Below are 20,031 nucleotides of genomic sequence, written 5' to 3' on the forward strand. Positions count from 1 at the left end.
GAGCAATGCAAAAGCGTATCCCTCTACCCAACGGGACCACGATCTGGGTAAGCCCGGCCGTTGCACCTGGCACGCTTACACCGCCAGTTCCAAGCGACTCAAGCTGGATTGAGGTGCAGAAGGTAACGGCGCTGACCCATTCGGGCGGCGACGAGAAGTTCTCGGTTTACTCACCACTCGGCAGCTACGAAGACGTTCGCACACCGTCTGGCCGCAACCTGATGGACGTTCAAATGAGCTTCCAGGATGCGCCGGGATCGGCATTCGCAACGGCAATTGAGCTGGGAAGGGATTCCAGGGCGGCGCTGGCATGGAAGTTCAAGCTACCCGGCGGCCAGGTCAGCATCGTGTTTTCGGGCTACGCCAGCGGATCCATGATCCCGGTCCTTGACCGAAACCAGCTGATGGTAATCGCAATCACCATAGCCGTGATCGGCACGCCCAAACGCATTACAGGCTGAAAAGCCAAGCCCATCAAGCCCTGGCACTCGCCGGGGCTTTTTGTTTCTGCCGCAAGGCAAACCGAATCCCTCGCGGGATATTCATGCTGGCTAGGGCTGTACACCCGAAAGGGACGGGTACGCCTCCGTCCCTGCCTGCATGCCTCTATTAAATGGCGAGTCAGGAGTGCGCAATGAGCGAATTGATTTTGAACGATGCTGACTTTCAGCAGATGGTGATGGCCGACCAAGGAAAGGTCGTAACTACTTCGCTGCGCGTTGCTGCCTACTTTGGCAGGGCGCACAAGGCTGTCTTGCGAAAGATTGCCAACATGAAGTGCTCGCCCGAATTCAACCGGCGCAATTTTGCGCTCGTTGAATACCTGGACGCGAAGGGTGAGCAGCGGCCCATGTACGAGATGACCAAGGATGGCTTTATGTTTGTCGCCATGGGGCTGACTGGCGAGAAAGCGGACCAGATCAAAGAGCGCTTCATTGACGCCTTCAACTGGATGGCCGATCAGCTGCTCCAGCGCGCCATGAGTTACGACCATATTCGCAACGAGCTGATGCTTGAATACCGGCAGGAGAAGGGCATTGCCAGCCTGGCCGGACGAACCTTGCAGCGCTGGCAGATCAAGAAGCCAGCCATTGAAACCAAGATAATGACCATTGAGCGCGACGGTCAGTACCGACTGTTTAGCGCTTAACACTAAAGAACCCCAATAACCCGCCATGAGCGGGCTTTCTCGTTACTAAGAGGTAATACCCCATGGCTACTCGCATTGCGCTTCCGAACGGCGCGACTATGCAACTCGCAGCAAGCTTTTCTGCTGCCAAACTGATCACCGCCATCAGCAACGCCAGCCCTGCCGTGGCAAGCGCTACAGCGAACGGCTTGCTCGAGGGCGACATCGTCCTGTTGGAGTCGAACTGGGGCAAGCTGAATGGTCGAGCCGTTCGCGTTTCCGATCCGGCCACCGACACGTTCTCGCTGGAAAACATCAGTACCGAGAACCTCGATTTCTACACCGCCGGCGGCGGCGCGGGCAACTTCCAGCTGGCGGCGACCTGGGTGGAAATCACCAAGATCACGGGTGTATCCCTGACCGGTGGCGAACAGCAGTTCCTGACTGTTGGCTACTTGGCTGACGATGACGACCGCCAGTACCCGACCAACCGCAACCCGATGAGCATGGCGCTGACTGTTGAAGATCAGCCGACAGCCGCCTATGTGCCAGTTGCTGAGGGCTACACCGACAACAAAACCCAGACCATCCTGCGTCTGAACCTGCCTAACGGCGACAAGATTCTGTACCCAGGCTTCTGCACCATCACTGATACGCCGACTCTGGAGCGTAATGCCCTGATGACCCGCACAGTGAACTTCGCCCTGTCCGGTCGCCCGGTTCGCTACGTAAAAGCCGCGTAACTCGCGGCTTCACCCTTTCCCCAGATAGACCACCCCCCCACCTTATTCGCATCAGGAGCTTCACCCATGGCTAAGATTTCCATTCAGCAGAACCCTACCTTTAAAGTCGACGTGGAGATCCCGCGCATTGGTGACAAGGCAGTCAAAGTCCCGTTCGTGTTCGCATACCTCAACCGCGATGAACTGGCGGAGTTCGCCGATGCCAGTCTTCGGAATGGCAAGGAGCTGCGCGGCCTGATCGAAAAGGAAGGCACGATCCGCGAACTGTCGGGCGTGTCCGAAGACTTCCAAGTGGGCCAGCTACAGCAGATCGTGAAGGGCTGGGGCTTCGACGACGAACTGAACGAAGAAAACATCCGTGCCCTGGTTCGCAGCTATGCCGCCGTTCCTGATGCCATCGTCATGGCCTACCAGGAGTCGTACAACCAGGCTCGCAAGGGAAACTAATCGAGGTCGTCCGGGCGGTCTACACCCCATCCGCCACGGCCGAGCAGGCCGCGCTGTTTGGGATGAGCCTGGACGACCTGGAAGAGGAGGTGGTGCTGTGGGATGTCAACGCCGAAGCCTTCGCCGTGTTCAACTCCATGAGCACGCAGTGGCGAGCCGGCATGAGCGGGGCGACCGGCCTGGACTACACCTCTCTGCCAATCGTGATGGATCTCGAAGGGATTGACGCTGACTACCGCAAGCAGGTTTTTCGCGACGTGCGGACCATGGAGCAGGAAGCGCTGAAGACGATGGCTGACAATCAGGAATAGGGATATTTGGGCGGCCACCATGGATGGTGGTAGATTGATGTCATTACAAAAGGGAGCTCCATAATGAAGATGTTTTTAGCCGTAGTATCGATTGCACTGGTTGGGCTTTCGCCGGCTCAAGCGGCGCCTGCTGACCCGGTAAAGGAATATGCCGAACTGCTCCATCATGGCGCGTTCATGTGCAAGGTTCAGCAAGACACCTATGACGTCGCGAAAAGATACCAGTCCGCGACGCAGAATCAGGACCGCGATAAGGTCATGAGCTGTTATCAGGAATATTCTACGCAAGCGAAGACCGGGCTACCGGCAGCTCTGAAGGCGGCAAAAAATGATGCTGTTCGTACAGCTCTAAAGAATCTGTACACGGACTGGGCAGCATATTTTGGCGAATTTGACCGGCTCAGCGAAAGCCGTTACGAGCACTCAGAGAGCGCGCTAGAAACGGAACTGCTAATCGATAATTAGCGCCCATCAATCCTATAAACCCGCCTAGGCGGGTTTTTTTTCGCCTGGAGAAAAGTAATGACAACCATCGCCGAGCTTGGTCTTGCCGTTAATTCTGAGTCAGCGGTTCAGGCGGCCGAAAACCTTGACGGCATGGTCGAAGCCGGCGTCCGCGCCGAGCAGGCAATCAAAAAGGTAGGCGAGACCTCCGATCAGGCCAAGGAGCGCATGCTGGCACTTGCCAACGCTGCGCTCCAGTCGAGCGGCTATCAGGAAACGCTTAATCGCGCCTACGAGGCGACAGCCGGAGCGTCAGCCGCAGCCGCACGCGAACAACTCAATCAGTCCGCAGCGATGCGTCAAAGCGCCAGGTCCGCAACTGATAACAGCTCCGCACAGGAAAAAGTAGCAGCCTCCGAGAAGAAGGCAACCGTAGCAATCACCGAGCAGCGCACTCAGCTTGAACAGCTTCTAGCGAAAATCGATCCGACCACCGCGGCGCTCGCGAGACTGGGTGACCAGCAGCGCCAGCTTGAGAAATTTAAGGCGGCCGGCATCCTTGATCCTGCGACATTCTCTGAATATCAAGCCAGGCTTCAGCAAACCGAATCCTCTCTAACAGGGTTTGGTACAACGCTTACTCGAACCGGCGTGTCGGCCGGGCAGACGCAGGCAGCGCTTCGTCAGCTCCCGGCGCAGTTCACTGATATTTTCACCAGTTTGGCCGGCGGCCAAAACCCGCTACTGGTGTTTATCCAGCAAGGCGGCCAGATCAAGGATTCGTTCGGCGGCATTGGCCCGATGTTCGATGTGCTAACCCAAAAAGTTGGCTCATTCCTTGGCTTGAGCGGTGGCGTGGTAGCCGCCGGCGCTGCACTTGGCGAGGTCGGCTTGGGCGCGCGCTCTGTCGGAGAAGGAGCAGAAGCCGCCGGAGAGGGTCTGGGCAGTCTGGCCGAGGGGGCAAACACCACCACCGACGCACTCAAGAACACCAAAGAGGCTACCGACGCACTTCGGGCGGCTACGCCACCACTCGGCATTGGGCTTGGAGCGGTGCTTGGCGTTGTTGCTGCTGTCGCCGCCGCTGCTGTAGCGCTTGGTATTGCATACAAGCAAGGGTCAGACGAGACCAGCGCTTATGGAGCGGCGCTCGCTCTTACCGGAAACACCGCAGGGGCCACGGCCGGGCAACTCAGCGTCATGGCCAGAGCCGTGGCGGAAAGCAACGGAACCGTCCATGAAGCCGCAGCAAGCCTTGCCCAGCTTGCTCGATCTACCCGGATCCCGTTAGAGGCCTTCGAGGGGCTGGCCACGGCTGCGGCTAACTTTGAAGATGCCACTGGTGTCGCCGCAACTGAAACCATCGCCAACTTTGAGCGGATCGCGAAGGAGCCGTCGAAGGCACTGCTAGCGCTCAACGAATCGATGAACTTCCTTACCGCTAGCACGCTGGAGCAAATCCAGGCTCTAGAGCGCCAAGGAAAGACCGCTGAAGCCGCGAGCCTCTCCAACACCACATATTCCGAAGCTCTGACGGCGGTTGCGGGCAGCGTAAACGCGAACCTCGGTTCAATTGAGTCTGGCTGGAAATCGGTGAAAGAGGCTGCAGCTAGCGCATGGGACGTGATGCGCAATGTTGGTCGCGAGAAGTCGTTTGCAGACGCCGTGTCTGAAATCGAGCAAAAAATATCGGACTTCAGAGAGCAAGGAGAAAGGCTCGGAGGGAGCTGGGGTAAGAGCCTGGCCGACAAGGGTATCGCGAAGCAACAGTCGGCCCTAACCCAGTTGCTAGTTGCAGAGGATGAGCGGTTGCGCCGAGCGTCCGCAAAGGGTGTTGCTGCGCAAATTCGTTCGGACGGAATTGAGGGTGAGCAGGCAATTCGCAAGGTGCGTGAGGCTACGCAAACCAACGCCCAGAAGCGCGAAAAGGAAATTGAGGACTATCGGCTTGGCGTTGAGAAGCTACGCAAGAGCAACCCGAGCAGCGCATTGCTGGCAGAAAAGCAAATCGCACAGGACATCGCGAACATTCGCGCGAAGTATAAGGACTCCAAGGTCAGCGGCCCCGCCGTAGACCTAACCTCCTTCAACGACGCCGAAAACAAGCTCAAAGCGCTGACCGCAAGCCATCAGAACTCGATGCGGATTCTGGATGCTTCGCAGAAGGCTGGCCTGATCACTCAGCAGCAGTACGCCGAGCAGAAGTCAGCGCTGATCCAGAAAGAAAAGACCGACGTCGAGGCTGCCTATCAGGGTGAGATTGCAGCCCTTGAATCGGTCCGCGACAAGTCCAGCACCACCGGCGCCCAGCGCATTCAGATAGACCAGAAGATCGCCGACGCGCGGTCGAAGATGGTCGACGCCTTGAAGAAGCTGGATGCTGACCAGGAGGTGCTTTCTGTCGAGATGCGCGGCCGTATCGAAAAGGACGAGGCGGCCATCAAGGCGTTCGCTCAGACCGTACAGGACAGCCTCAATCTGGCTCAGCAGGGACTGGACAATCAGCTTGCAGGTTTTGGGCTGAGCGACAGAGACCGCGCGCGACTCCAGGAAGACTTGAAAATCCGCCAGGATTATCAAAAGCAAATGGAACGGCTTACTCGTGATTACGGAAATATCGTAAATCCAACGAGCGGCGATAAGGATAAGTACGACAGGGAAACTCGGATTCTTGAGGATGCCCTAAGTGAGCGGCTGTCCAAGCAAGAGAAGTTCTACAGGGACGAAGAGCAGCTTCGAGGCGACTGGTCGAACGGTGTGTCTCGGGCCTGGAGGAACTACGTCGATGAGGCCAGCGATGCCGCCGGGATGACCCAGTCTGCCTTCAGCAGTGCCTTCACAGGCATTGAAGATGTATTCGTCGACTTCATCACCACGGGCAAGGCGTCGTTTAAAGACTTCGCTGACTCGGTGCTCGCCGATCTGGCGCGAATCGTGGTCAAGCAGCAAGTCATCGCTCCGCTGCTGCAATCGATGTTCGGCAGCACGTCATCGGGCGGCGGTATCGGCCAGGCTTCGGGCGAGATGTTCGGCGGAGGAACTGGATCGGGATTTACTGACATCCTGTCGATGGGCCAGAAGGCTATCGGCTTGTATCAAAGTGGTGCCGGTCAGGCGTTCATGTCTGGCTTTCAGTCGGGCGCCGGCATAGTCGGCGGTATCGAAAGCGGCCTCACTGCTGGCTATGCATCCCTTGCTGGCTCAATAACTGGCAACACCGCGGCTATCGGCAGTTTGCAGGCAGGCTACACAGGCTCGGCCATGTCGAACTGGGTCGCCGGGCAGGCCGGGTCAGGAGCGAGCGCGGCAACAGGCGCGGCTTCTGGTGCTGCGTCCGGGGCCGGTGCGGGCGTCAGCACGCTGGGTGCCGCCGCATACGGCATTGGTGGCGCGATCATGGGCTACCAGCAAGCAGGCATTAAAGGTGCTGTGACTGGAGCGGGCGGCGCTGTAGCTGGTGCATACGCAGGCGCCGCAATTGGTAGTGTTGTCCCGATCATCGGCACGGCGATTGGCGCCGCAATAGGTGCAATCCTTGGAGGAACTGTTGGCTCATCTATTTGGGGGGGCGAATGGCAAACAAAGGATCAGGGTTTTCAGCTCGGAGTCACCGACAATGAGTTTGTCGGCAGCCAGTACGAATACCAGAAAAAGAAAGGCGGACTGTTCGGTAAGAACAAGAAGCGCACCCGACTTTCTGCACTTGATCCAGAGATGCAGAAGTCGCTGGACGGCGCGTACGACGCTACGGAAGGCTCCGTCCTCACGCTGTTTGATCGCCTCAACGTTCAGCTGAATGACGGCGTTCTCGACGGCCTCAACATTGCTTCAACCAAGATCAGCACGAAGGATAAGACGGCTGAGCAGATCCAGGAAGAAATCACCAAGTGGTTTGGTGGCGTGGCGGACTCCATGGTTTCCGCTGTCGATTCCGCAACTGGAGCAGGTCTAGGCGGTTTCAACTTCGAAAGCCTGACCACGTTCGTCAACAACCTGTACTCCGTCAACGACGTGTTGAAAAACCTGAATGTCGGGCTTTTCGATCTCAACGTTAACGGCGGGTACATGGCGCAGAGTCTGTCGGCCATGGCAGGTGGGATTGAGGCGCTAACCACCAGCGCGAGCACCTATTACGACAACTTCTTCACGGATACGGAGAAGGCTGACGACACGCTCGAGGCTGTCCGCAAGCAGTTCGAAGCAATTAACATGACGCTTCCGGCCAGCCGCCAGGGCTATCGAGACATTATCGAGGCGCTGGACGTGACCACTGAGGCAGGGCGGGCGATGTTCGTCACGCTGACGGGTCTTGCCGGCAATGCTGCTTCGGCCTATTCGATTCTCGAGCAGCGGGCGACCGACGCGCAGCAGAAGGCGGCCGCAGCAGCTCAAGCAATCATAGACGGCCTAATGGGCTCGGTTTCCAGTGCTCAAGGCGCCGTACAGCGCGCCATCTCGGCCCAGCAGAAAGCCGCACAGGATGCTTACAACGCTCGCGTCACTTCGCTTAATGACATGGTCAGCACCGCGACGGAAAACGTCAGCGGCCTGACTTCTGTCGGTAACGATCTGGGCGCTGCGCTCAAAGCTCTGCGTGGCGATTCGGATGACGCCGTGAAGATGCTGCGGGCCCAGGCACAAGCCACGCTGCAAAGCGCGCTGGCCACGGCTCGTTCCGGTGGGTCGCTGTCCGGCTTCACCGGCTTGAGTGATGCGCTGGATACGGTCAGCAGCAACAACACTGATTTGTACGGCTCCATGGAGGACTTCGCTCGGGACCAGGGTCGCACGGCTAACGTCGTGGCCGAGCTGAACGGGATCAACGGCAAGCAGCTCACCACCGCCGAGAAGTCGCTGAAGGGTCTGGAGACGCAAGTCGAACTGGCCAAGGCGGCGTATGAAGCACAGATGGCTCAGTTCGATTCGCAGCTTGAGTTCGCCCAGGCGCAAATGGACGCCCTCAACGGCGTCGACAACTCGGTCATGGGTGTTACGGCCGCCGTCAATGCCATGAACGCGGCAGTGGTCGCGGCGCTGATGGCGCAGGCATCAGGTGCAGCACAAGCCAATACCCCGCAGAACAACGCCACGCTCGTCGACACCATCTACAAGTCGGTGCTCGGGCGCGACACCAAAGGGGACGAGGCGGGCGCTGCGTTCTGGGCTGCGCAGCTGCAGTCCGGCGCGCTCGGATATGACCAAATCGCGGCGGCCATTGCTCAGGGCGCGCTGGGTAACGGTGCGGAGTCAGCGGCGACCAAGGCCAATGCCGGGAAGTTTCTCGGACTGCCAGGCTATGCCACTGGCGGCTTGATCAATGGACCTGGCACTGGAACCAGCGACAGCATCTTTGCCCGGCTTTCGAATGGCGAATACGTCATGAGCGCTGACGCGGTGCGGATGTTCGGAACTGGGGTGCTCGATCAGATGAATTCCGGTCTTGTCCCGGCTTTCGCTACTGGTGGGGGAATTGGAGAAACCGGGCCACAACTGGAAGTCACCGGCCCGAGTCGGATCTTCAATGCCAACCAGACGGCTTCGATGTTGCGGGGTGGCGGTGATAACGCTGCGCTTCTGTCCGAGCTCAAGCAGATGCGTGAGGAAAACAAATCGCAGCGGTTTCAGATCGCCAAGACAAATCAGCAAGTCGCCACGTTGCTTCAGAAATGGGACGCCGAAGGCGCACCGAAAGAAAGGGACTATGCCCTATGAGACTCATCAAACCGGTTGAAATAACGCCGGCCAAGCTGATCAGCAGCAACGTGCCGGAGACGGAATATCCGGCCTGGGTCGCTGGGTCTTATGGTCTGGGCGACAAGCGAATCAAAGACCATCACATCTATGAGTCGCTGGCCGCTGCCAACACCGCCGATCCATCTGACGCGACGAAATGGTTGGATTTGGGATTTACCAACCGCTGGCGGATGTTCGACAACAAGGTTGAATCACTGACCACTCGCGCTGGCACGATTGAAATCACGATCAAGCCGGGGGCGGTGGTCAACTCCCTGGCCTTGTTCAACCTCAAGGGCAAGTCGGTCACGGTCACGATGGTTGACGCGGTGGAGGGTGAGGTTTACCGCAAGCAAATCAGCCTTGTCGATGCCGGCGTCACCAATTGGTATGACTGGTTTTTTGAGCCGGTTGGTATCCGCACGGACGTCGTGGTGTTGGATATGCCGGCCTATGGTTCGGCCAATGTCGTGGTGACCATAGACGCAGGAGCCGAGGAAGCCGCTGTCGGACACTTGGTTATCGGAGCGGTCAAGCAGATTGGCACCGCGCTTTATGGCAGTTCGGTCGGGATCAACGACTACAGCCGCAAGTCCACGGATGAGTTCGGCAACACCGTTGTAATTCAACGATCGTTCTCCAATCGAGCCGAGTTCGATGTCGCCCTTGATACCTCTGAGGTGACCAAGGTTCGTCGGCTGCTGGCTGAGCTACGGGCCACGCCGGTGGTGTGGATCGGCGAAGAATCTTATGAGGCCACCATCCTGTTTGGTTTTTACAAAGACTTTCAGATCGTGTTTTCCGGTCCGACTGTTTCCGACTGCTCAATTACTGTTGAAGGGGTTACTTAATGGCTAATCCGCCTGTTATTCCAAACCTGCCGCCAGCGCCGACACGAAGCGATGGCCCGGCCGATTTCACGCCCAAAGCGGACGCGATGATTGCAGCGCTACAGCCGATGGTAGCGGCAGAAAATGCACTCGGCGCCTGGATGAACGGCACAGCGCAGCAAGTAGCGGAAGACGCGCTATACGCTGGTCAGGCCGCAGATCGAGCAGAGGCAGTTGACACCAATGTCAGCGAGCAGGTTGCCGCTGCCACAGCAGCAGCAAACAACGCCGCGGCCTCGGCAGTCGCCGCCGAATCCGCCCCTGGCTCAATCGGCAATCTCGCTTTGTTGCATGCCGTCGCCCTCTCTTTTTAGGAATTAAAAACATGTCCAATACATTTACCGCACCCTTTGTTCAGACCTACAAAACGCAGTCCGCCATCGCGCCGACAGCCGTTACCGGTATCGGTACATCCAGTATCGTTGGCGCTGTTCCTGTTTGTACCGCTGGTTCTAATGGGGCACTGGTCACTAAGCTGACGGCGATCCCAAGAGCGACGGTTACAGCTTCGTCCCTGGTTCTGTTTCTTGTGAAGTCTTCCGCCCCGACCGTATTCAACCTGATCGATTCCGAGCTGATGGCCGGATACACCCTCGCCTCTACCACTGCCATCCCTGAAACGGTTTTTGGCAACATTAGCGACGACACGCCGATCCGCCTTGAGGCAGGGGACGCCCTCTATGCGGGCTCCCAAGTGGCACTAGCTGCTGGCATAGTTTTTACGGCTCAGTGGGGCAACCTGTAATGGGCAGCCGGGAACTGGGAAATCCGCTAGGCAATCCTTTCGGGTTGCCTAGAAAAGCCGGCGGTGGGTTAAAGACGATAAATCCGACCATTGTCGATTTCATAAACGGGGCTTCCGGCACCTATACGATTCCTGACGGGTTCTCGTTTTTTCGCGTCACGGCAGTAGGGGCGGGGGGTTCTAGCTCCTTTACTGTCGGCAACAGTGGTGGCGGCGGCGGTTTGGCGAGAACCGGCATTCTTCCTGTAGTGCAAGGGCTGGCAATCTCATATAGCGCAGCAGCCGTACCTACGACAAATAGCGACGGCGCTGCGTCTACCGCGTCTTTCGGCGCCGTTTCCCTTGCGGGTAATGGGGGTAAGGTGTCCGGGGCAGGCGGAACAGGCGCGGGCGGGGACTTCAATTTTACTGGCGGATCTGGAGTGAATCGGGGCGGCGGCGGTGCAGCCGGCCCGAATTCTAATGGTGGCGATGGTGCGGCCAACAACACCAACGACCCCGGAGGTAACTCGACCGATGGGGGTGGCGGCGGTGTCGCCTCCCTAGGCTCTACCCGAGGAGCGGGTGGCGGCGGCGGGGTAATGGCAAAGGGCGCGTCACTTTATCCTAACGGCGGCCTTGTTTCTTCAGGTGGTGCAACCAAGGAGTACTGGGGGGCTGCCGGGCTCACACAGTTCACGCTGAGTGGTGGTAATGGCGGAGACTGGGGCGGTGGCGGTGGCTGCCGCGCAGTAGGGGCTTCAGGGGGAACGGGATCTGTAGGTGGCTATGGCGGGGTGAGGGTCGAACTATGGTAAAGGTACAGAACGATATCGCAACGCGCGAGCCCCTTCCGCAGTTCCTGCAAGGCTTGCTGCCTGAATCGCTCACCGATCTGTCGTGGACCGATCCGGCGCTAGGCGTGCAGGGTGTGGCCTGGTGGCCCGAAGAAAACACTGAAGGCGAACTCGGCGCCGACAAGAAGTGGGGCGCCGAGGTATTGACCATCGACGCCGAGCGCAAAGTGGTGAAGGTCGCCCGCAAGCAGGTGGCTATGACAGCGGCCGAAAAGGCGGCTCGGGATGCGCTGCTTGCTGCTGATTGGCGCGATCGGATTGCGGCTCGTCGCTATGCCGCCGAGACATCCGGCACGATGATCGCCGGCATGCCGATCGATACCGACGACCGCAGCAAGACGCTGATCAATGGCGCGGCATTGCGGGCGTACCGGAGCACTGACTACGTGTTGCGCTGGAAAACCTCAGACGGCTTTGTCGATCTGCCAGCCGCCCAGGTGCTGGCGATTGCCGACGCCGTAAGCGAACACGTTCAGCTCTGTTTTGACCGTGAGGATGTGCTTCTCGGCGCAGTGGCCGACGGCTCGATCACCGCTGAGATGCTGGAAGAGGGGTGGCCTGCATGAGCCGTTTTATCACCACGCTGAAAACCGACCAGACCGACCGCCGAACCTACACGCTGCTGGCTGACCTGGTGCTGGCCGATGAGTACGAGCGCACGATCATCGTCCCCGCTGGCTTCGTCACCGACTTTGCCAGCATCAAGGTGCTGCACAACGCCTTTCTGTTTGTCCTGTTCGCGCTGGTGTCCGGTTACGGCAACTACGCCGCGACTGTGCATGACTGGCTGTACTTCGGCGGGCAGGTCAGCCGCAAGGAGGCAGATGCGGTGCTGTACCGGGCGCTGCGTGCGGAGGGAGTCGCCCGCTGGAGAGCGTACTTGTTCTGGCTGGGTGTCAGGATAGGTGGCGCTAAGCACTTCACCAAGACCCCGACTCGTTCGGGGTTTTCTTCGTCTGGGGATTGAAAAGACGAAGCCCCGGCGAGCTGTAATCACCAGGGCTTCTGTTTTCTCTAGGCGACCGACCCAGAGAACGTGGCGCAATGCTACCAGCGGCAATAAAAAAGCAAAACCCCGGCGGTTCGCAATCGCCAGGGTTTCTATTCTCATCTGACCCCTTAACGACAGAAGAGCGTGGCTCAGATCCTACCAGCGAGAGGCGTGCCCGCCAACCGCCGCACAGCCTGTAACGACTACAAATTTCAGCTATCAGCCCGCCGAGTGCGGGTTTCTTTTTGCCTGGAGAAAAGCATGCCGATCACCGCGCAGCAGCTGCTGCAAATCCTTCCGAACGCCGGCGCCAAAGCCGGCGTTTTTGCACCCGCCCTCAATACTGCGATGCAGCGGTACCAGATCGTCGGCGCCAAGCGTGTGGCCGCGTTCATCGCCCAGATCGGCCATGAGTCCGGCCAGTTGGTCTACGTGCGTGAGATCTGGGGGCCGACTACCGCCCAGGCGAAATACGAAGGCCGCAAGGACCTGGGCAACACCGTCCCGGGCGACGGCCTCAAATACCGCGGGCGTGGCCTGATCCAGATCACCGGCCGGGCGAACTATGCGGCGTGCGGCGAAGCCCTCGGCCTTGACCTGATCAACCAGCCAGAGCTGTTGGAGCAGCCGAAGAACGCCTGCCTGTCAGCCGCGTGGTTCTGGGCAACCAATGGGCTGAACACCCTGGCCGATGCCGACAAGTTCGAAGCCATCACGCGCAGGATCAATGGCGGGCTCAATGGCCAGGCGGATCGGCTGAAGCTTTGGAGCAAGGCGACGGCGGTGCTTGCGTGAGCCCGGTAGCGCTGAAAGCCGCACTGGCTGGTGTGCTGGCGCTGGTGCTGGGCGTGGCCGGTGGAGTCTGGAAGGTGCAGGGCTGGCGTTATGGCCAGAAGCTCGCCGAGCAGTCCGCCGCGTATCAGGCCGATCTGACCACCATCAGCAATGCGGCCTCTGACCAGGTACGCACCGACCAGGCGAAACGGCTCGCGCTCGAGCAGCGTCTGGCAGCCAGCGACCAAACCCACCAAGAGGTTTTGACCAATGCTCAAAAAGACCAAGCTCGCCTGCGCGATCGCCTTGCCACTGCTGATCTGCGGCTGTCAGTCCTCATCGACGCGGATTCAGCCAGTGGGTGTGACCTGCCACAAGCCACCGCCACCGGCGGCGTGGATCATGCAACCGTACGAGCCAGACTTGACCCGGCGCATGCTCAACGAATTATCGCCATCACCGACACCGGCGACCGTGGACTGATCGCGCTACAGGCTTGTCAGGCCTATGTGCGGGCACTCAGTTCTGCCGATACCGCGCATCCCTGAGAAGGCTCTGATTCTCGTGGAAGAGATGGTCCCTCTGGTGCGACACATCAGCGAATCTGCGTTTTTCGCTCAGTAACTCCCCCTCGGTGTACTGAAGCTTTGCCCTGAGAGAGTTACGATCCACCGTGAGAGCGTCATTGTCTCTGACCAAGCCCTGAATATTTTCCAGTGCACGCTCCAGCTTAAGGGTGAGCGCTTCGAATTCGTTCTCATACATCCGCAGCTGGTGCCGGCAGGTTTCGAGCGGTGTTGGATTACCGAGCCAATCGTCGGTGTCTTCTATATAGAGGGGGTCCACGGTAGCGCCTTACTGAATACTGTTTGCATATACAGTAATCGAGGCGCGTAGGGTGGGCGAGGGTGAGGCGACGAGCTGTAGCATCGGATGATAAGGTGACAGGCTGCGAGCAGTGGAACCCGAGCCAGCGACGATTAATTAGTACACGGATCAGTACATCGGAGCGGAGTTGATTGTTCGGAAGGCAATGTTTATTGGCGTTTTGTCGACTAATTAGGTTCCGGCTTCGGGCACCATCTATATCAAGGGCTTGCATGACATACCTCATGCAAGCCCTTATTTTTTTCCGCAATCAAAAAATCTTTTCCGCAATTCCCGTCCTTCTGTCACTTCGTAGGGGCTACCTTCATGCCCTTACGCGTCCGGATATCCTGTTCTGTTATCCCGACAGATGCATGCCCAACTGGTCTCGAGCTTCGTGGATGCTCTCTGTTGGTTCCTCTTCGCCCGCTGCCGCTTTTGCTGGTATCCCGCATTTGAAATTCTGCTTACGGAATCCAGGCGCAACCGGCAGGTAACGTTCATTCAGTGGTGTTCGACGTTATCCGATTCATAATGGCGTGGTGAGCGAAAACGGAAGGCGCAGTTCTTCGACAGGCCCTGTATCCCGGCCGCACATTTCGTCGTGCACGCATTGCTGCACCAGCACGCAAGGAAATGCAGGGACGGTCTGCAGCAAGTCACGCAGGTGGGTGATCGAACGCAGGTGCATCGGCTTGGTCGCATCATCAAGCAAGGTGAACTGGCCGTGGTCCAGGCGGATCCGTGCCAGATAAAAACCACCTTCGAGTGACAGCAGTTCCAGCTCGCGTATTTCGCTGTTGGCCGCGTGTTCGGTGAGGGTTTTCAGGTTCATGCTTCACTCCTTGCCTACCAGGGCAGGCGTTCTCCATCGTAAGCAAAGAAATGGCCGCTGTCGGCCGGCGTCAACTGGTCTATCAAGGTCAGCAATTGGGCCGCGGCCACGTCTGCCGGCCGGGCACTGGAGGCTCCGCGGAAAGGTTGCGACAACCCCGAGACAACCGTGCCTGGGTGCAGACTGAGCAAGCGGCTCTGCGGGCGAGTGCGTGCCAGTTCGATGGCGGCGGTCTTGATCAGCATGTTCAGTGCAGCCTTGGAGGCGCGATAGGCGTACCAGCCGCCCAAACGGTTGTCGCCAATGCTCCCGACCTTTGCCGAAAGCATCGCCATCGCTCCCATAGGATCGAGCAGCGGCAGAAAGTGGCGCAGCACCATTGCCGGCCCCAGCGCGTTCACTTGAAACACGGTCTGAAGCGCGTCCGGCTCGATTGCACTGAGGCTTTTTTCCGGCTTGATCCCGTCGCGATGGAGTAGGCCGGCCGCATGTACGATCAGTTGATACGGTGCTTCGGATGCCAGCTCGGTGGCGGCGCTGGCAATCGTTTCGGGTCGTTCAAGGTCCAGTTCGGGAACGGTATGGCGCCCCAGCGCGCGAACCCCGGCACAGCGCGGATCCTGTTCGAGCTGTTCGCAAAAAGCCGTGCCGAGGGTTCCACCGGCGCCGATCACCAGCGCGCGATAACCGTCGCCGAGCGAGTCCATGGTCAATACGCGATTCATTGGCTCGCTCCGGCGCCCTGGCGACGGAAGAATAGCGTCACCTGGCCGACCTCTACCCCGAACTTGGACATAGTGGTGCGGTTGATCAACGTGTCCTCGTCCATCAGGTACATCCAGTCGTCCATGCTCATTTCGTAGGTCGAGTCGTCGACCGGCAGGTTCAGGCGATAACGCCAGTGCAACGTGTTTCCAGCGATTTGGCCCTTGGCGACACCCACCACATCATCCGCGCGACCGCTCCAGCGCCCCTGGCCCTCGGGCGTGAGGGTCCAGACGCGGCGCTGGCGTGTGCCGTCGCTGTACTGGAAGCGCTCGTCGAGAATCAGGTTGTTGCCCTCGCGGCGGCTGACGATGTCGACCTCGAAGCGCTTGACAACCTCACCGCTGCGCTTCTGAAACATCCCCCAGGCTTTGACGGGCTGGCTGAAAAAATGCTCCAGATTCAATGCCGGTTGCTGATCCGCATAACGGGCGACATCCACACTGCTGCAACTCCCGACGCTGAGGGCCATTGCCAGTATCAGTAGAAATCGGGTCATTGCCTTACTCCCTGAAGTACAAAGGTGATGAGTGTGAAGTTTCGAACTATGGGCTTGTACAGTGGGCAGGCCCTGTATAGGTTTATCGCCGTCCGATCAGCTGTAGAAACTCCTGCCGCGTCGTCGAACTATCACGGAAGGCGCCCAGCATTACGGAGGAAGTCATGACCGAATTCTGCTTCTCTACGCCGCGCATCATCATGCACATGTGCCTGGCTTCAATGACCACCGCCACACCGGCGGCATCGGTGATCTGCTGGATGGCTTCAGCAATCTGCCGTGTGAGGTTTTCCTGGATCTGCAGGCGACGCGCGAACATATCAACCACTCGCGCGACCTTTGATAGCCCCAGCACCCTGCCGGTGGGGATGTAGGCCACATGCGCCTTACCGATAAAGGGCAGCATGTGGTGCTCACACAAGGAATAAAGCTCGATGTCGCTGACGATCACCATTTCATCGCTCTGCGACTCGAACAAGGCACCGTTGGTGACGTCCTCCAGGCTCAACGTGTAGCCATTGCACAGATACTGCATCGCTTTGGCGGCACGCTTGGGCGTGTCTAACAGCCCCTCGCGCTCGGGGTTTTCACCGACGCCGACGAGAATTTCACGGTAATGGCTGGCTAGTAGTGGGTTCATCGAAGTTTCTCGCGGCGTTGGTATGCGTGAGGGCCAATCCGTAGCTAAAGAGTTGTACGCGGCCAAGTGCTTTGTATAGGTTTTATTCAAGATAGGCTGAAAAAAATCATCTGACAATGAATCGGCAATCTTTTTGTGCAGATGCGAAACCCTCACATCGCAGATGTGTGAGGTTGCTCGGATAGCTTCTCGGAAGCCAATGCCACGACGTGCACTTACAATCTGGTATGGGAAACACTTACATGGCAGCGCCGCCACCCATCGCGGTATCGGCGGCGAACCTGAGTTCAGTGTTAATTTCCAGAAGGGTGAGTCAGGCGATAGCAATGCGTTTGACGAACGCGTGGATGATGCATCTCTTTGATTCTTCGCCCCGTCGAATGAGAGGCGATGGATCTACGCAGAAGAGACACGAAAAAAGGGCCGAGAGAATCGGCCCTTTTTATGCTGTCCTAAACAAAGGCTTGTCCGCTAAAGCCGCGGGGCAAGCGCTGAAGTCCGGCCATCGTCGTCAGCCGTTCAATCCATTCGGCGCGCCAGTTGGTTGGGCCGTGTGGGGTTTTTGCTCTTCGCGCGGTGCGGCGGGCCGCATTGCGCTGGTCTTTTCTTGCTTGTTTGAAGGCATCGGTATTGCGGCAACTGCGGCACTTCACGCGATTGAGTTCTTTGCTTGAGCTCAGTTGTTCACCTTTGTGACCACAGGCCAGATGCCCGTCGACGTTGAAATGGATGACCATGAAATGTCTCCTTCGTGACGTGTACAAATTTTGACCATTTGAATACAACGACGTTCGGGGAGGTTTTCGACAGGAAAAAAAACACCCGCATGCGGGCGGGTGAGGGGGGTGTTTCTAAAGGAGTAACTCTACTGTAGGCCAGCAGATGTGATGGTTATGTGAAAAGCTCCACGCCAATTCAAAATCCAGATAAAAAGCGCCCAGGCAGGATTTCGGTGACACTTTTGCCACCGCTGGTGAGGCTCAGATGATTACCGCGCAAAACCCACTGTTATCTGAATCGAGGCAATGGCCGATCAATAGGCTTGAGCGCCGACAGTGAGTTGCGAATCAGCGGAGCATCTTTTTCGATGTCATTCAGGCGATCGCGGATGCGCAGGGCTGTCGGGTGCCCGCCCTGGTGATCGACCCAGTCGGCTATCTCTTTGCAAGCGGCCGCGAGGCGCGCCTGCCGGGCGTCGAGCAGGGTGAGGAGGGTAGTGATGGACTCTTTCTCGGACATGAAACACCTCCGTACGTTGAAACCGCTGAACAGCAGCAAAAAGCCCGCGAGTTGCGAGCTTTCTGCCGATGGGGCGCTGCTCCTTCAGCTGGTTTCAGTATAGACCCGCTGCTGATCGGCATCAGCTTGATAACTGTCGGGCCGGTGTGGTTGAACTGGCTGCGTTGAGACGCTTGCATTCGTCTCGAGCGTCCTCTTCCACGTCGTAGCCATCGCCAATGAAACCGCCAGTGCGGCTATCGCAGATGCGAAACCAGCTTTTGGCTTCTGCAGGATCATGCTGGCTATCAGTGGCGCGTCGCCCGTGAATGATGATCTTGTTGCAACGCTTCACGATGAAAATGTCTTCCATGGCGTCACCGCAGTTGATTCGTGTCACATCAACTATAGAAGTCTTCAGCAATTGTGCAAAAAACAGCCAGGTCAGCTCGTCGGTTGCAGACGCCATCCTTCGGCGTGCCACTGCAGTTCATGGCTCGGGTGTAACGCTCGTAGAAACGCCTGGTCGTGAGAAACCGCCACAATCGCTCCGGGAAATGTCTGCAAGGCTTGCTCGAAAGCTTCTACCGAAGTCAGATCAAGGTGATTGGTTGGTTCATCAAGCAGCAGTAATTGGGCGGGCGTCTGACGCCATAACGCCAGAGCAAGCGCGGCTTTCAGGCGTTCACCGCCACTGAGTGAAGCGCAGGGCAGGGTGACGCGCTGCGCGTTGAGTTGCAGGTGTGCCAGGTAACTGCGCAACGTGCCTTCGCTCAGCGGTGTTTGTTGCTCCTTCAGCTGTTCAACGATAGACATACGATCATCCAGCGACGTCAGTTGCTGATCGAGGAAAGCCAACGGCACATGGGTGCTGCAGGCGCCGGACAGTGGCTTCAGTTCACCGCTTAGCAGGTTCAACAACGTCGATTTGCCACAGCCATTCGGACCACTGACCGCAATACGCATCGGCCCGTGGATGTCTAGGTTCAGCCGCGACGATGGTGCATCAGCCGCTAGCCAGGGCAAACGAGCGTCGATCAACGTGCAGATCCGGCGTGTACTCGGCACGATGCTGCCCGGCAGATTGATCAAGACACCCTCGTCAGGCACGACCTTCGCGAAGGCGTCACGTACCCCGGTATCCAGATCGGTTTTGCGTGACTGCTGGCCGAGGCGCACGTGGTCCATGATTTCCCGCGCAGCCGCTTTCATCGCCGCCCGTTCGAAGCCCGCCACGTTGGCGGTCTGTGCGTTGCGCCGACTGCTGGCAGCGTGGCGCTGGATTGTGTCGTGCTCGCGTTGCAGTCGCGCACGCTGGCGCTGGCGTTCGACCCGGGCCTGATCAAGCTGTGCCTGCGCCGCGGCTTGATGGACCTGCCGCTGTTCAGTGAATTCTGAAAAACGACCCGTGAAGACAGTCGCCCCCAATGGCGTGAGTTCGACAATTCGACGCATCTGTTCCAGTAACTGGCGGTCGTGACTGACGACAATCAGGCCACCGCGCCATGCTTGCAGTGCGTTCCTCAGCCATTGCCGACCCGCGTTGTCGAGGTGGTTGGTCGGCTCATCCAGCACAAGTAATTGACCGGGATTCAGCAGCGCGCCGATCAGGGCGATTCTGGCTTGTTGGCCACCGCTGAGCGTTTGAGTGAGGTCGCTGGCAACGATGTCGGGCAGTCCGGCTTCATCCAGTCGCTGACGCAAGCGCTCCGATAAATCCCAGCGTTCGCCGATGAGGTCGAAATCCTCGCTACTGGCGCAGCCCATCGCCAGCCGCTCGAGCGCCGCGAGCCCCGGCGCCGTGCCTGTTGCGTCGGCGACTGTCTGCCCGCAGGTTGCGACGAAGTTTTGCGCGACGTAGCTCACCGAAACCGGACGCGCCACACTGCCGGTGACAGGCTGCAATTGTCCGGCTATCAGCCGCGCGAGCACGCTTTTGCCGATGCCATTGCGACCCACGATAGCGGTCGGCAGATGATCGAATTTGAGAGTGAGGTCGTTGAAAATCGTCTCGCCATTGGCGAATTGAAAGCCCATTTGATTCAGGGAGACGAGTGCAGGCGTACGCGAGACGTGAGTCATCGGCACCTCCAGAAAATGTCGTGAAAACTGACAAGCGCTAATAAGCGGCAAGTCGCGATTACATTTTTAGAAGGCTGGATTG

Annotated in this window: 23 protein-coding genes; 14 read left to right on the plus strand and 9 right to left on the minus strand. The window is 58.4% G+C overall.

Annotated elements, in window-relative coordinates; translation table 11 throughout:
- The first annotated feature begins 5 nt into the window (after positions 1-5).
- The 14 genes from AB4P92_RS28990 to AB4P92_RS29055 all read left to right on the plus strand — a co-directional run bounded on the left by AB4P92_RS28990 (position 6) and on the right by AB4P92_RS29055 (position 13,526).
- Positions 6-461 (plus strand): phage tail tube protein, encoded by a 456-nt coding sequence (locus AB4P92_RS28990; protein WP_395598603.1) that lies wholly within the window; start codon positions 6-8, stop codon positions 459-461.
- Between the two features lie 173 nt (positions 462-634).
- A complete protein-coding gene (locus AB4P92_RS28995; protein ID WP_395598604.1) occupies positions 635-1,150 on the plus strand; it encodes a Rha family transcriptional regulator in 516 nt (171 codons plus the stop codon).
- 62 nt (positions 1,151-1,212) lie between these two features.
- On the plus strand, positions 1,213-1,872 hold the full coding sequence (locus tag AB4P92_RS29000; protein WP_395598605.1) for a phage tail protein: 660 nt from the start codon (positions 1,213-1,215) through the stop codon (positions 1,870-1,872).
- A 66-nt stretch (positions 1,873-1,938) separates the two neighbouring features.
- Positions 1,939-2,319 carry a phage tail assembly chaperone gene (locus tag AB4P92_RS29005; protein ID WP_395598606.1) on the plus strand — a complete coding sequence of 127 codons (381 nt, stop codon included), beginning with the start codon at positions 1,939-1,941 and terminating at the stop codon, positions 2,317-2,319.
- A 62-nt stretch (positions 2,320-2,381) separates the two neighbouring features.
- Positions 2,382-2,630, plus strand: a complete 249-nt coding sequence (locus AB4P92_RS29010) for a DUF1799 domain-containing protein (RefSeq protein ID WP_395598607.1) — start codon at positions 2,382-2,384, stop codon at positions 2,628-2,630.
- 63 nt (positions 2,631-2,693) lie between these two features.
- Positions 2,694-3,095, plus strand: coding sequence for a hypothetical protein (locus AB4P92_RS29015; protein ID WP_395598608.1), 402 nt, complete (start codon positions 2,694-2,696; stop codon positions 3,093-3,095).
- A gap of 57 nt (positions 3,096-3,152) precedes the next feature.
- The gene (locus AB4P92_RS29020) at positions 3,153-8,786 is read left to right on the plus strand and encodes a phage tail tape measure protein (RefSeq protein ID WP_395598609.1); all 5,634 of its coding nucleotides are present in this window, start codon (positions 3,153-3,155) and stop codon (positions 8,784-8,786) included.
- Complete coding sequence (locus tag AB4P92_RS29025) at positions 8,783-9,658, plus strand: hypothetical protein (RefSeq protein ID WP_395598610.1); 876 nt, start codon at positions 8,783-8,785, stop codon at positions 9,656-9,658. The genes AB4P92_RS29020 and AB4P92_RS29025 overlap by 4 nt, the downstream gene beginning before the upstream one ends.
- The gene (locus AB4P92_RS29030) at positions 9,658-10,011 is read left to right on the plus strand and encodes a hypothetical protein (protein WP_395598611.1); all 354 of its coding nucleotides are present in this window, start codon (positions 9,658-9,660) and stop codon (positions 10,009-10,011) included. The genes AB4P92_RS29025 and AB4P92_RS29030 overlap by 1 nt, the downstream gene beginning before the upstream one ends.
- 11 nt (positions 10,012-10,022) lie before the next feature.
- Positions 10,023-10,442 carry a hypothetical protein gene (locus tag AB4P92_RS29035; protein ID WP_395598612.1) on the plus strand — a complete coding sequence of 140 codons (420 nt, stop codon included), beginning with the start codon at positions 10,023-10,025 and terminating at the stop codon, positions 10,440-10,442.
- 790 nt (positions 10,443-11,232) lie between these two features.
- Positions 11,233-11,844, plus strand: a complete 612-nt coding sequence (locus AB4P92_RS29040; protein ID WP_395598613.1) for a DUF4376 domain-containing protein — start codon at positions 11,233-11,235, stop codon at positions 11,842-11,844.
- On the plus strand, positions 11,841-12,245 hold the full coding sequence (locus tag AB4P92_RS29045; RefSeq protein ID WP_395598614.1) for a DUF1353 domain-containing protein: 405 nt from the start codon (positions 11,841-11,843) through the stop codon (positions 12,243-12,245). Before AB4P92_RS29040 ends, AB4P92_RS29045 begins: the two co-directional genes overlap by 4 nt.
- Positions 12,246-12,530: 285 nt before the next feature.
- On the plus strand, positions 12,531-13,064 hold the full coding sequence (locus tag AB4P92_RS29050) for a glycoside hydrolase family 19 protein (RefSeq protein ID WP_395598615.1): 534 nt from the start codon (positions 12,531-12,533) through the stop codon (positions 13,062-13,064).
- Positions 13,065-13,313: 249 nt separating this feature from the next.
- On the plus strand, positions 13,314-13,526 hold the full coding sequence (locus AB4P92_RS29055) for a lysis system o-spanin lipoprotein Rz1 (protein WP_024013519.1): 213 nt from the start codon (positions 13,314-13,316) through the stop codon (positions 13,524-13,526).
- Between the two features lie 36 nt (positions 13,527-13,562).
- Here AB4P92_RS29055 and AB4P92_RS29060 read toward each other — a convergent pair whose 3' ends face one another.
- The 9 genes from AB4P92_RS29060 to AB4P92_RS29100 all read right to left on the minus strand — a co-directional run bounded on the left by AB4P92_RS29060 (position 13,563) and on the right by AB4P92_RS29100 (position 19,949).
- On the minus strand, positions 13,563-13,889 hold the full coding sequence (locus tag AB4P92_RS29060; RefSeq protein WP_210705968.1) for a hypothetical protein: 327 nt from the start codon (positions 13,887-13,889) through the stop codon (positions 13,563-13,565).
- Positions 13,890-14,439: 550 nt separating this feature from the next.
- The gene (locus tag AB4P92_RS29065) at positions 14,440-14,745 is read right to left on the minus strand and encodes a DUF6482 family protein (protein ID WP_042559369.1); all 306 of its coding nucleotides are present in this window, start codon (positions 14,743-14,745) and stop codon (positions 14,440-14,442) included.
- A 14-nt stretch (positions 14,746-14,759) separates the two neighbouring features.
- Entirely contained in the window at positions 14,760-15,470 is a 711-nt protein-coding gene (locus tag AB4P92_RS29070; protein WP_395598616.1) for an SDR family oxidoreductase, read from the minus strand.
- Positions 15,467-16,009, minus strand: a complete 543-nt coding sequence (locus AB4P92_RS29075) for a DUF3833 domain-containing protein (RefSeq protein ID WP_042559367.1) — start codon at positions 16,007-16,009, stop codon at positions 15,467-15,469. Before AB4P92_RS29075 ends, AB4P92_RS29070 begins: the two co-directional genes overlap by 4 nt.
- Before the next feature lie 82 nt (positions 16,010-16,091).
- On the minus strand, positions 16,092-16,649 hold the full coding sequence (gene folE, locus AB4P92_RS29080; RefSeq protein ID WP_047301436.1) for a GTP cyclohydrolase I FolE: 558 nt from the start codon (positions 16,647-16,649) through the stop codon (positions 16,092-16,094).
- Positions 16,650-17,101: 452 nt separating this feature from the next.
- A complete protein-coding gene (locus AB4P92_RS29085) occupies positions 17,102-17,386 on the minus strand; it encodes a hypothetical protein (RefSeq protein WP_200615252.1) in 285 nt (94 codons plus the stop codon).
- A 271-nt stretch (positions 17,387-17,657) separates the two neighbouring features.
- Positions 17,658-17,888 carry a hypothetical protein gene (locus AB4P92_RS29090; RefSeq protein WP_042559364.1) on the minus strand — a complete coding sequence of 77 codons (231 nt, stop codon included), beginning with the start codon at positions 17,886-17,888 and terminating at the stop codon, positions 17,658-17,660.
- A gap of 121 nt (positions 17,889-18,009) precedes the next feature.
- Positions 18,010-18,240 carry a hypothetical protein gene (locus tag AB4P92_RS29095; RefSeq protein WP_042562104.1) on the minus strand — a complete coding sequence of 77 codons (231 nt, stop codon included), beginning with the start codon at positions 18,238-18,240 and terminating at the stop codon, positions 18,010-18,012.
- A 71-nt stretch (positions 18,241-18,311) separates the two neighbouring features.
- Positions 18,312-19,949: an ATP-binding cassette domain-containing protein gene (locus tag AB4P92_RS29100; protein WP_261735768.1), complete on the minus strand. Its 1,638-nt coding sequence runs from the start codon at positions 19,947-19,949 to the stop codon at positions 18,312-18,314.
- Between the last annotated feature and the right edge of the window lie 82 nt (positions 19,950-20,031).

Source organism: Pseudomonas sp. A0308 (assembly GCF_044218815.1).
In the GTDB taxonomy this organism is placed as follows: Bacteria; Pseudomonadota; Gammaproteobacteria; order Pseudomonadales; family Pseudomonadaceae; genus Aquipseudomonas; species Aquipseudomonas iridis.

Coding starts and splice junctions, on each gene's coding strand:
- AB4P92_RS29095 (WP_042562104.1), bottom strand. CDS start 18,240: ATGGAAGACATTTTCATCGTGAAGCGTTGCAACAAGATCATCATTCAC.
- AB4P92_RS29030 (WP_395598611.1), top strand. CDS start 9,658: ATGGCTAATCCGCCTGTTATTCCAAACCTGCCGCCAGCGCCGACACGA.
- AB4P92_RS29070 (WP_395598616.1), bottom strand. CDS start 15,470: ATGAATCGCGTATTGACCATGGACTCGCTCGGCGACGGTTATCGCGCG.
- AB4P92_RS29055 (WP_024013519.1), top strand. CDS start 13,314: ATGCTCAAAAAGACCAAGCTCGCCTGCGCGATCGCCTTGCCACTGCTG.
- AB4P92_RS28990 (WP_395598603.1), top strand. CDS start 6: ATGCAAAAGCGTATCCCTCTACCCAACGGGACCACGATCTGGGTAAGC.
- AB4P92_RS29075 (WP_042559367.1), bottom strand. CDS start 16,009: ATGACCCGATTTCTACTGATACTGGCAATGGCCCTCAGCGTCGGGAGT.
- AB4P92_RS29025 (WP_395598610.1), top strand. CDS start 8,783: ATGAGACTCATCAAACCGGTTGAAATAACGCCGGCCAAGCTGATCAGC.
- AB4P92_RS29085 (WP_200615252.1), bottom strand. CDS start 17,386: ATGGTCATCCATTTCAACGTCGACGGGCATCTGGCCTGTGGTCACAAA.
- AB4P92_RS29000 (WP_395598605.1), top strand. CDS start 1,213: ATGGCTACTCGCATTGCGCTTCCGAACGGCGCGACTATGCAACTCGCA.
- AB4P92_RS29045 (WP_395598614.1), top strand. CDS start 11,841: ATGAGCCGTTTTATCACCACGCTGAAAACCGACCAGACCGACCGCCGA.
- folE (WP_047301436.1), bottom strand. CDS start 16,649: ATGAACCCACTACTAGCCAGCCATTACCGTGAAATTCTCGTCGGCGTC.
- AB4P92_RS29020 (WP_395598609.1), top strand. CDS start 3,153: ATGACAACCATCGCCGAGCTTGGTCTTGCCGTTAATTCTGAGTCAGCG.
- AB4P92_RS29035 (WP_395598612.1), top strand. CDS start 10,023: ATGTCCAATACATTTACCGCACCCTTTGTTCAGACCTACAAAACGCAG.
- AB4P92_RS28995 (WP_395598604.1), top strand. CDS start 635: ATGAGCGAATTGATTTTGAACGATGCTGACTTTCAGCAGATGGTGATG.
- AB4P92_RS29040 (WP_395598613.1), top strand. CDS start 11,233: ATGGTAAAGGTACAGAACGATATCGCAACGCGCGAGCCCCTTCCGCAG.
- AB4P92_RS29010 (WP_395598607.1), top strand. CDS start 2,382: ATGAGCCTGGACGACCTGGAAGAGGAGGTGGTGCTGTGGGATGTCAAC.
- AB4P92_RS29090 (WP_042559364.1), bottom strand. CDS start 17,888: ATGTCCGAGAAAGAGTCCATCACTACCCTCCTCACCCTGCTCGACGCC.
- AB4P92_RS29065 (WP_042559369.1), bottom strand. CDS start 14,745: ATGAACCTGAAAACCCTCACCGAACACGCGGCCAACAGCGAAATACGC.
- AB4P92_RS29050 (WP_395598615.1), top strand. CDS start 12,531: ATGCCGATCACCGCGCAGCAGCTGCTGCAAATCCTTCCGAACGCCGGC.
- AB4P92_RS29100 (WP_261735768.1), bottom strand. CDS start 19,949: ATGACTCACGTCTCGCGTACGCCTGCACTCGTCTCCCTGAATCAAATG.
- AB4P92_RS29005 (WP_395598606.1), top strand. CDS start 1,939: ATGGCTAAGATTTCCATTCAGCAGAACCCTACCTTTAAAGTCGACGTG.
- AB4P92_RS29015 (WP_395598608.1), top strand. CDS start 2,694: ATGAAGATGTTTTTAGCCGTAGTATCGATTGCACTGGTTGGGCTTTCG.